This window comes from Mycobacterium hubeiense (assembly GCF_002838065.1).
In the GTDB taxonomy this organism is placed as follows: Bacteria; Actinomycetota; Actinomycetes; order Mycobacteriales; family Mycobacteriaceae; genus Mycobacterium; species Mycobacterium hubeiense.
In genome coordinates this window covers 1-9,637 of record NZ_PIZU01000076.1, presented here as the reverse complement: position 1 = coordinate 9,637, position 9,637 = coordinate 1, and the positions used below count along the sequence as shown (strand labels likewise).

At 68.8% G+C, this 9,637-nt stretch carries 10 protein-coding genes; 5 read left to right on the top strand and 5 right to left on the bottom strand.

Features of this window, described 5'->3' with window-relative positions:
- Positions 1-32: 32 nt before the first annotated feature.
- A complete protein-coding gene (locus CWS39_RS27580) occupies positions 33-698 on the bottom strand; it encodes an O-methyltransferase (RefSeq protein WP_102146021.1) in 666 nt (221 codons plus the stop codon).
- Between the two features lie 175 nt (positions 699-873).
- On the opposite strand from CWS39_RS27580, the gene sigE reads away from it, so the two are divergent.
- From sigE to tatB, 4 genes are all read left to right on the top strand, one after another.
- The gene (sigE, locus tag CWS39_RS27575; protein ID WP_102146017.1) at positions 874-1,626 is read left to right on the top strand and encodes an RNA polymerase sigma factor SigE; all 753 of its coding nucleotides are present in this window, start codon (positions 874-876) and stop codon (positions 1,624-1,626) included.
- Positions 1,627-1,714: 88 nt separating this feature from the next.
- Positions 1,715-2,113, top strand: coding sequence for an anti-sigma E factor RseA (rseA, locus tag CWS39_RS27570; protein WP_102146020.1), 399 nt, complete (start codon positions 1,715-1,717; stop codon positions 2,111-2,113).
- A 75-nt stretch (positions 2,114-2,188) separates the two neighbouring features.
- The gene (gene htrA / locus CWS39_RS27565) at positions 2,189-3,682 is read left to right on the top strand and encodes a serine protease HtrA (protein ID WP_102146016.1); all 1,494 of its coding nucleotides are present in this window, start codon (positions 2,189-2,191) and stop codon (positions 3,680-3,682) included.
- Positions 3,683-4,063, top strand: a complete 381-nt coding sequence (gene tatB / locus CWS39_RS27560) for a Sec-independent protein translocase protein TatB (protein ID WP_102146015.1) — start codon at positions 3,683-3,685, stop codon at positions 4,061-4,063.
- 80 nt (positions 4,064-4,143) lie between these two features.
- On the opposite strand, the gene CWS39_RS27555 is transcribed toward tatB, so the two are convergent.
- The 4 genes from CWS39_RS27555 to CWS39_RS27540 form a co-directional block, all read right to left on the bottom strand.
- Entirely contained in the window at positions 4,144-5,286 is a 1,143-nt protein-coding gene (locus CWS39_RS27555; RefSeq protein ID WP_102146019.1) for an Mrp/NBP35 family ATP-binding protein, read from the bottom strand.
- Positions 5,287-5,332: 46 nt separating this feature from the next.
- On the bottom strand, positions 5,333-6,685 hold the full coding sequence (locus CWS39_RS27550) for a lytic murein transglycosylase (RefSeq protein ID WP_102146014.1): 1,353 nt from the start codon (positions 6,683-6,685) through the stop codon (positions 5,333-5,335).
- Between the two features lie 91 nt (positions 6,686-6,776).
- Complete coding sequence (locus tag CWS39_RS27545) at positions 6,777-7,325, bottom strand: DUF1003 domain-containing protein (protein ID WP_102146013.1); 549 nt, start codon at positions 7,323-7,325, stop codon at positions 6,777-6,779.
- Positions 7,322-8,617: a magnesium transporter MgtE N-terminal domain-containing protein gene (locus tag CWS39_RS27540; RefSeq protein ID WP_102146012.1), complete on the bottom strand. Its 1,296-nt coding sequence runs from the start codon at positions 8,615-8,617 to the stop codon at positions 7,322-7,324. The genes CWS39_RS27545 and CWS39_RS27540 overlap by 4 nt, the downstream gene beginning before the upstream one ends.
- Before the next feature lie 25 nt (positions 8,618-8,642).
- On the opposite strand from CWS39_RS27540, the gene CWS39_RS27535 reads away from it, so the two are divergent.
- Complete coding sequence (locus tag CWS39_RS27535) at positions 8,643-9,602, top strand: HpcH/HpaI aldolase/citrate lyase family protein (protein WP_102146018.1); 960 nt, start codon at positions 8,643-8,645, stop codon at positions 9,600-9,602.
- Positions 9,603-9,637: the final 35 nt, after the last annotated feature.

Here is a 9,637-nt window from a genome sequence, read left to right as displayed (position 1 = left end):
ACTGCGCGCGCCGAAATCGCTGAAGGGGAGGGTCAGTCGCGGGCGGCGGCGAGCAGGCCGTCGCCAAGCGGGATGAGCACCGGCGTCAGCCGCTCGTCCTCGGCGATCAGCCGCGCCGCCTCGCGCACCGCGGCCACCTCGGCATCGTGCGCAGAGGCATCACCGGCGCGTCCGCCCAGCGCCGCGCGGTGCACCACGATCGCGCCGCCGGGCCGCAGCAGCCGCACACCCTCGACGACGAACGACGGCTGATCGATCGGATCGCCGTCGATGAAGACCAGGTCATAGGACTCGTCGGCCAATCGGGTGAGCACTTCCTGGGCGCGCCCGCTGATCAGCCGGGTCCGCCCGGGGCCGACGCCGGCCTCGGCGAACGCCTGCTTGGCGATGCGCTGATGCTCAGGCTCGACGTCGATGGTCGTCAGCACCCCGTCGTCGCGCATACCCGACAACAACCACAGCCCGCTGACGCCCGCACCGGTACCGACCTCGACGACGGCCTTGGCGCCGACCAGTTTGGCCAGCACACACAGCAGCGCGCCCACCGCCGGGGTGACGGCGCCCGCGCCGATGTCGACCGCCCGCTCCCGCGCAGCCGCAACAATGGCGTCTTCGGAAATGGACTGCTCGGCGTGCGTGACGATCGACTCCTCGCGGCTGGGTCCCGGTTGACCCGCCGGGTCGTCGATGCTGGCCATGCCCGCAGCGTAAGCCAGCGGTATCGGCCGGTGTTGCGACACGCCCGTGCGGCCGCCGAAGAATCGGCGCACAGTTCGCGGGTTTGCGCTGGTGGTGCAGGGGGTAGCCGGTTTCTCAGGGAAGGTTCAGTTTGCTCATATGCCAGCCACACCGCGGTCGGAGAAGGTATCCCGCATGGAACACGGCGGAAGCTGGCGCTCGGGGAATAAGAACGCCCCAGGTCGTGTTGCCCGCGATGAAGTCTGTGACCAGGAGGATCTGACGACCACCACACCTGCCCCTTCTCTGTCCCCCGTTTCGTCCCCTGTTTCGATGGCTCACCTCGAGCAGTACACCGATGCGGAGTGGGTGGAACCGTCCGACGAGCTGACGGGTACCGCGGTTTTCGATGCCACCGGCGACAAGGCCGCCATGCCGTCATGGGACGAATTGGTGCGTCAGCACGCCGACCGGGTGTACCGACTGGCCTACCGGTTGTCCGGTAATCAGCACGACGCCGAAGATCTGACGCAGGAGACGTTCATCCGCGTCTTCCGCTCGGTGCAGAACTATCAGCCCGGCACGTTCGAGGGCTGGCTGCACCGCATCACCACCAACTTGTTCCTCGACATGGTGCGCCGTCGCGGTCGCATCCGGATGGAGGCGCTGCCGGAGGACTACGACCGGGTGCCGGCCGAGGATCCGAACCCGGAGCAGATCTATCACGACGCGCGGTTGGGCCCCGATTTGCAGGCGGCGCTCGATTCGTTGCCGCCGGAGTTCCGCGCCGCCGTCGTGTTGTGCGACATCGAGGGCCTGTCCTACGAGGAGATCGGCGCCACGCTCGACGTGAAACTGGGCACGGTGCGAAGCCGGATTCACCGCGGCCGGCAAGCGTTGCGGGACTATCTGGCCAAGCATTCCGACGACGCAGTCGTGTCGGCCTGACCATTCGCGGGTGTCGGCCGAGATCTCGCGCGCTACATTCGAGTCAGCACCGTTGATCAACGTGAGTAAGGCCGAGAGGAGCTGGGTGATGGCTGACCCGGGACACGTGTTCCGTCGCGCATTCTCCTGGCTGCCGTCCCAGTTTGCTTCGCAAAGCGATGCGCCGGTCGGGGCGCCGCGCCAGTTCGGCTCCACCGAACATCTGTCCACCGAGGCCATCGCGGCATTTGTCGACGGCGAGCTGCGGATGACAGCGCACCTTCGCGCTGCGCACCACTTGTCGTTGTGTCCGCAGTGCGCGGCCGAGGTTGACGCCCAGAGTCAGGCGCGTGCGGCTTTGCGGGACTCCTGCCCGATCGTCGTACCGAATTCGCTATTGGGGATGTTGTCACAGATACCTCATGAGACTCCTCAAGAGTCGCCCGACGATCCGGAGCAGCAGCCGTTAGCTGATGGCGCAACTCGTTATTGGCGTAAGCGCCGGTAGGGTAGATGCAAAATCGAGTGACGCGCGCCGATCAGGTCTTCACCGTCGGGCGCTCCGATAGAGAGTGATTCACGCGTGACTAATCAGGACCAGTCCAGCGGTAGCCTCCGCTTGGCGCCGCGCCCTGTCTCGCGTCCTCCGGTCGATCCCGCCGCCGAGCGTGTGTTCCGCCGGCCCAACGGCGTCGACGGATCTTTCGTCGGCCTGGACCGCTACCGCAAGCAGGACGAGTACACACCGACGGACAAGGCGCCCGATCCCGTGCTGGCCGAGGCGTTCGGCCGACCGCATCCCGGCGTGGAGTCGCTGCAGCGCCATCCCGCCGACGCCGGAGCGTTGGAGGCCGAAAAGGACCGCGACGCCGCCGAGGACTTGCCGGACCCGTGGCGTGATCCGAGCGCGCCGGCGGCTGTCGGCGCCCCCGCACTGCCCAAGCCCGCTCCCGCGGTGTCGACGGCAGGGATGGGCAAGCTGGGCGTTCGCGAGGTGCTCTTCGGCGGCCGGGTCTCCTACGTCGCACTGGCGGTGCTCGGCATCATCGCGCTGGTGATCGGCTTCGGCGGCGGCTGGGTGGGCCACCAGACTGCCGAGGTGGTCGAGGCGTTTACCACCTCTAAAGTGACGCTGGAGACCGGCGACAATCCCGAACAGCCGATGGGCCGGTTCGCCAAAGTTGCTGCCGCAGTTGCTGATTCGGTTGTGACGGTGGAAGCGAAGAGCGACACCGAAGGCTCGCAGGGCTCCGGGGTGGTCGTCGACGACCGCGGGCACATCGTCACCAACAATCACGTCATCTCCGAGGCCGCCACCAACCCGAGCCAGTACAAGCTGACGGTGGTGTTCAACGACGGCAAGGAAGTGCCCGCGAACCTCGTGGGCCGCGACCCCAAGACCGACCTGGCGGTGTTGAAGGTCGACAACGTCGACAACCTCACGGTGGCCCGCTTCGGCGACTCCGAGAAGCTCAAGGTCGGCGACGAGGTGATCGCGGCGGGCGCGCCACTGGGCCTGCGCAGCACGGTCACCCAGGGCATCATCAGCGCGCTGCATCGCCCGGTGCCGCTGTCGGGCGACGGTTCGGACACCGACACCGTCATCGACGGCGTGCAGACCGACGCCGCCATCAACCACGGCAACTCCGGCGGCCCGCTGATCAACATGAACTCCGAGGTCATCGGCATCAACACGGCTGGTAAATCGCTGTCGGAGAGCGCCAGCGGCCTGGGCTTTGCGATTCCGGTCAACGAGGTCAAGACCGTCGTGGAGACGTTGATCCGCGACGGCAAGATCGCCCACCCGACGCTGGGGCTGACCGCGCGGACGGTGAGCAATGCGATCGCGTCGGGCGCCCAGGTGGCCAACGTGAAGCCCGGCAGCCCCGCAGACAAGGCCGGCATCCTCGAGAACGACGTGGTGGTCAAGGTCGGTGACCGCACGGTCGCCGACGCCGACGAATTCGTGGTGGCGGTGCGCCAGCTCAAGATCGGCCAGGATGCGCCCATCGAGGTGGTGCGCGACGGCCGGCGCGTCACGCTCACGGTCAACCCTGGCCCCGACAACACCGTCTAGATGTTCGCCAATATCGGCTGGGGCGAAATGCTGATCCTGGTGATGGCCGGGTTGGTGATCCTCGGGCCGGAACGGTTGCCCGGCGCCATTCGCTGGACGTCGAGCGCGCTGCGCCAAGCCCGCGACTACATCAGCGGGGCCACCAGCCAGTTGCGCGAAGACCTGGGGCCGGAATTCGAAGACCTGCGTCAGCCGCTGTCGGAGCTGCAAAAGCTGCGCGGGATGACGCCGCGGGCGGCGCTCACCAAGCACCTACTCGACGGCGACGACTCGATATTGACCGGCAAGTTCGATGAAAAGCCGGTCAGCCAGCCGTTGCCGACACCCGCTCCCGCGCCTGCACCGCCGGCCGTCACGCCGTTTGACAGCGACGCGACGTAAAGACCCGCGAAATTGCATTCCGGCAGCACAAGTTCGAGTAGAGGCCTGCCAGGACGCAATCTCGCGGCGAGGCGAAAGGCTTAGCGTCCTGCGGGGTCGAGGCCCAGCGACATACCGGCCAGGCCACGTTTGCGCGACGACAACGCGTCGGCGATGCTGCGCAGCTCCTTGCCCGCCGCGGAATCGGGCGCGGACAGCACCAGCGGCACGCCCGAATCGCCCGCGGAGACCAACGCCGGGTCCAGCGGCACCTGACCCAGCAACGGCACGTCGGCGCCGACCGCGCGTGACAGCCGCTCGGCGACCTGGCGGCCGCCGCCCTCGCCGAAGATCTGCATGGTCGACCCATCGGGCATCCGCAGGCCGGACATGTTCTCCACCACACCGACGATGCGTTGGCGGGTCTGCAGCGCGATCGCCCCGGCCCGCTCCGCGACCTCGGCCGCGGCCAGCTGGGGCGTCGTCACCACCAATATCTCGGCGCCCGGAATCAGCTGGGCCACCGAGATCGCGACGTCGCCGGTGCCCGGCGGCAGGTCGAGCAGCAGCACGTCGAGATCGCCCCAGTACACGTCGGCCAGGAACTGCTGCAGCGCGCGGTGCAGCATTGGCCCGCGCCACACCACCGGGGTGTTGCCCTGGGTGAACATCGCGATCGAGATGACCCGGACGTCGTGCGCGACCGGCGGGAGGATCATCGACTCCACCTGCGTGGGCCGGTCGGTGGTGCCCATCATGCGCGGCACCGAATGGCCGTAGATGTCGGCATCGAGCACACCGACGGACAGGCCGCGCGCCGCCATCGCCGCCGCGATATTCACTGTGACGCTGGACTTTCCGACGCCGCCCTTTCCGGAGGCGACGGCGTACACCCAGGTCAGGGAGCCGGGCTGGGCGAAGGGGATGACCGGTTCGCGGGAGTCGCCGCGCAGTTGCTTGCGCAGCTCGGTGCGCTGCTCATCGCTCATCACGTCGAGGCTGACGGTGACGACGCCGGTCCCGGGGACGTCGATGACGGCCCGCTGCACCCGATCGGAGATCTCGGTCTTCCTGGGGCAGGCCGCGGTGGTGAGGTACACCTCGACGTGCACGGCGCCGTCCGGTTCGACGCTGACGTTCTTGACCATGCCGAGCTCGGTGATCGGCCGGCGAAGTTCGGGGTCGATCACCTTGGCCAGCGCAGCGCGGACCGCGGTTTCGAGGTCATCGGGAGTTGGGGACATCACCCGCGAGTGTAGGCCGACGAGACGGCCCCACCCAATGCGGTCGTCAGGCCGGCGGGCCGGGTGCGGGGCCCGGCGCAGGACCGAGCGGCGCGGCAGGTGCGGGGGCGGGCGCCCCGGGACCCGGCGGCGGTCCCGGCAGCGGCGCGGGTGCGCCAGGCGCAGGAGCAAGAGGCCCAGGCGCAGGGCCGGGCGCAGGCGGGGCGCCGAACGGTGGGGGTGCCGACGGCGTGTTCTCCGTCAGGCAGAACACCACGCACTTGGGCTGCTGGGGTTGCAGCCACGGTGGGGTCCACGGCGGCGGGGCAGGGGCCTGCGGCGTCGCCGGCGCCTGCGGTGCGGGTCCCGGCAGCGGTCCGAGCACCTGCCCGGGCGCGAAGCCGGGCACGTTGGTGGTCGGGATCTGGCTGGCGTCGGCGCGTCCCATCAGCGGAACAAGGGCCAGCGGGTCGTTGGCCGGTAGACCAAGCGCATTCACCGGCAAACCCGGGCCGAGGCCCTCCGGGTCGTCCAGATGCGAGTCGAGCTGTGCATCGCCGAGCGCGGGCACCGATCCGGTGATGGGCGGCAGGTTCACCGGCACCACACCGGTCGCATAGGCCGCCGCCCAGCCCAGCACGTTGTGGGCGTAAGCCACCGAGTTGTTGTACCGCAGGATCGCCGCCATTACCTGCGACTGGTCGCGCAGGTTGAGCCCGCCGCTGCACAGGTAGCGCGCCGCGGCCAGGGTGGCGTCGAACAGGTTCTGCACGTTGGCCTTGCCGTCGCCGTCGCCGTCGGAGGCGAACCGGGCCCAGGTGCCGGGCAGGAACTGCATCGGGCCCATCGCGCGGGCGTAGGTGACGCGGTCGGCGGTGCGGCTCTGCACGATGACCTCGTTGCCGGGCAGCGAGCCGTCCAGCGTCGGCCCGTAGATCGGGCGCACCGCGGTGCCGCCCCGGTCGGTGGCGCCGCCGTTGGCGTGCATGGATTCGATGCGACCGATGCCGGCCAGCAGGTTCCAGCTGACCCCGCAGCCCGGGTAGGCCGCCGCCATCATCGCCTCGGCGTTGCGGTACGCCTTCAGCGCCATCGCCGGAATACCCAGTGCGCCAGGGGAATTCACCACCACGGCAGGCGGGGGAGCCGACACTGTGGTAGCCGCGATGTGAAACGGCGTCGGGTTCTTTTTGACCGCCACGACGGTGGGGCCGCTGCGGTCGCGCGGGGTGGGCGCAACGGCGGCCAGCGGCGTGACGCCGGTGTCACTCGTCTGCTCGTGTGGTGATGGTGCCGATGCGCCGACTGCGCCGGCGAGGATTAGCGGTGCGATGACTGCTACGCCAAAGGCGGGCGTCCCTACAACTCGCCCTGCGCGGCGCCGCACTGCCTCGAGGGCGGCTCCTCCCCCTGTGTGCACTCAACCGTCCTTGGGTCCGTGGTGACCGGCCAAAACCGAATGTGAACCAAGTCACCATACCTACTATCGATTCCGCCGTTGCAGCAATGGTTCAACCCAGCCGTTTCGACCGCCGCTCCGCTGCGTCGGCCTTGCCCGCCGAATCCTTGCCGACGGCATCCTTGTGCGGCTGCAGTTCTTCCAAGATCTCGCGCAGCTCCTCCAACTCCCGGCGCAGGTAATCACGGGTGGCGACCTCACCGATGGCCAACCGCAGCGCCGCCAGCTCGCGGGCCAGGTATTCGGTGTCGGCCTTGGTTTGCGCGGCGCGGCGACGATCCTCGTCCAGCGCGACCCGGTCGCGATTTTCCTGACGATTCTGTGCCAGCAAAATCAGCGGGGCCGCGTAGGCGGCCTGCGTGGAGAACGCCAGATTGAGCAGGATGAACGGATACGGGTCCCACCGCAGATTGACCGCGAACAGATTGATCGCGATCCAGATGATGACGATGATCGTCTGCACCGCGAGATAGCGCCCGGTCCCCAAAAAACGCGCGATCGATTCGCTGAAGCGGCCCACCGCCTCCGGATCGACGTTGACGTTGAACCGGCGCGAGGTCCGCGGGGTGTCCAGGCGCCCACGGGTCGACAACTCGCTCATGTCGCCCCCTCAGCGCCCGAGAGTTCGGGCACGTCGAGCCTTTCCCGCCAATCCTCGGGCAGCAGATGGTCGAGCAGGTCGTCGACCGACACCGCCCCCAGCAGGTGGCTCTGCTCGTCGACGACCGGTCCGCACACCAGGTTGTAGGCGGCGAAATAGCGAGTGACCGCACCGAGCGAGTCTTCCGGTTTCAGCGTCGGCAGGTCGGTGTCGACGATGCCGCTGACCAGCGCCGCGGGTGGCTCACGCAGCAGCCGCTGCAGGTGCACACAACCCAGGTAGTGCCCGGTCGGGGTGGCCGTGGGCGGGCGCACCACGAACACCAGTGATGCCAGCGCCGGCGTCAGGTCGGGGTCACGGACCCGCGCCAGCGCCTCGGCGACGGTGGTGTCCGGCGCCAGCACGACGGGCTCGGAGGTCATCAGGCCGCCGGCCGTGTCGGGGGAGTGCGACAGCAGCCGTCGCACGTCCTCGGAGTCCTCGGGATCCATCCGGCGCAGAAACTGTTCGGCGTCGGCCGGGGCCATCGTGCCCAGCAGGTCGGCGGCGTCGTCGGGATCCATCGCCTCGAGCACGTCGGCGGCGCGTTCGGTCTTCAGCTGCCGCAGCAGGGCGGCCTGCTCGTCTTCGGGCAGCTCCTGCAGCACGTCGGCGAGCCGTTCGTCGTCGAGCGCGTTGACCACCTCGTAGCGCCGCTTGGGCGGCAGCTCGCGGATCGCGTCGGCCACCTCGATCGGGCGTTGACCGGCGAACTGCTCGAGCAGCTGGGCCACTCCCTGGTCCGGCATCGCCAGGCCCGACGGGGTGAGGCCCTGGACGTGCTGCCAGTCCACGACGTGCACGTTGCCGCGACGGCCGAGGCGACGCTGCGGACGCACGGCCACCTTGGTGACCATCCAATCGCGGGTGCGGGTCGGCTCGATGGCCAGATCGACCACCACGACGTCGATTCCGGCCAGCTCCGGCAGGTCGGGGTCATCGACGCGCACGCGCGTTTCGATCACCTGCCCCAGCACCAGCACCTCACCGGGCCGCTGGGCGAAGCGGCGCAGCGACACACTGCCGGTGGCCAGTGTGACCGCACCGGGTTCGATCGCCGTCACGCGCAGGATGGGCACGAAAATTCTTCGGCGGGTGAGCAATTCGACGACCAGCCCCAGCACCCGCGGCTGTTGGCGGACGATGCTGATGCTGATCACCACATCGCGGACACGGCCGATCGACTCGCCGTCGGGGCCCAAGACCACCATCCCGGCGAGGCGGGCCGCGTAGACCCTGTTGACCGCCACCATGACTCAAAGAGTAGAGACTGTGACTGTGCAGAACGCGTATCGACCCCGTCGAACCTGTCTTTCGGTTCCGGGCAGCAGCGCCAAGATGATCGAGAAGGCCAAAGGCCTGCCTGCCGACGAGGTGTTCTTGGACCTCGAGGACGCCGTCGCACCGGACGCCAAGGCCCAGGCGCGCACCCAAGTGGCGGTCGCGTTGGCCGAGGACGGCTGGGCCGGCCAGCTGCGCGGTGTGCGGGTCAACGACTGGACCACCCCGTGGACCTATGCCGACGTCATCGAAGTGGTGTCCACCGCCGGCGCGTCGCTCGACATTGTGGTGCTGCCCAAGGTGACTGACGTCTCCCACATCCACGCGCTCGACCTATTGCTGAGCCAACTCGAGACCACCCACGAGCTGCCGGTCGGCCGGATCGGCATCGAGGCGCAGATCGAGAACGCGGAGGGCCTGACGAACGTCGACGCGATCGCGGGCGGCCCGCGGGTGCAGGCGCTGGTGCTGGGCCCCGCCGATCTGATGGCGAGCCTGAACATGCGCACGCTGGTGGTGGGGGAGCAACCGGAGGGCTACGACGTCGGTGACGCCTACCACCACGCGATGATGCGCATACTCATCGCGGCGCGCACGCACGGCATCGCCGCGATCGACGGTCCGTACCTCAAGGTGCGCGACGTCGACGCGTTCCGCCGGGTGGCGGGCCGATCGGCGGCGCTGGGCTACGACGGCAAGTGGGTGCTGCATCCGGACCAGATTGCCGCGGGCAACGAGATCTACAGCCCGCGCCAAGAGGATTACGACCACGCCGAACTGATTCTCGAGGCCTACGAGTGGCATACGTCGCGCGCCGGCGGGGCTCGCGGCGCGGTGATGCTCGGCGACGAGATGATCGACGAGGCCAGCCGCAAGATGGCGTTGGTGATTGCGGGCAAGGGGCGCGCCGCGGGGATGACCCGCAAGAGCGAGCCATTCCAGCCGCCGGCGAAGTGATTTCGGCGCGCTGAGTCGCGCTGACGGGCTGTTGC

Bases quoted from the DNA above. Each gene is read 5' to 3' on its own strand.
- CWS39_RS27580 (WP_102146021.1), bottom strand. From the start codon at position 698: ATGGCCAGCATCGACGACCCGGCGGGTCAACCGGGACCCAGCCGCGAG.
- sigE (WP_102146017.1), top strand. From the start codon at position 874: ATGGAACACGGCGGAAGCTGGCGCTCGGGGAATAAGAACGCCCCAGGT.
- rseA (WP_102146020.1), top strand. From the start codon at position 1,715: ATGGCTGACCCGGGACACGTGTTCCGTCGCGCATTCTCCTGGCTGCCG.
- tatB (WP_102146015.1), top strand. From the start codon at position 3,683: ATGTTCGCCAATATCGGCTGGGGCGAAATGCTGATCCTGGTGATGGCC.
- CWS39_RS27555 (WP_102146019.1), bottom strand. From the start codon at position 5,286: ATGTCCCCAACTCCCGATGACCTCGAAACCGCGGTCCGCGCTGCGCTG.
- CWS39_RS27545 (WP_102146013.1), bottom strand. From the start codon at position 7,325: ATGAGCGAGTTGTCGACCCGTGGGCGCCTGGACACCCCGCGGACCTCG.
- CWS39_RS27540 (WP_102146012.1), bottom strand. From the start codon at position 8,617: ATGGTGGCGGTCAACAGGGTCTACGCGGCCCGCCTCGCCGGGATGGTG.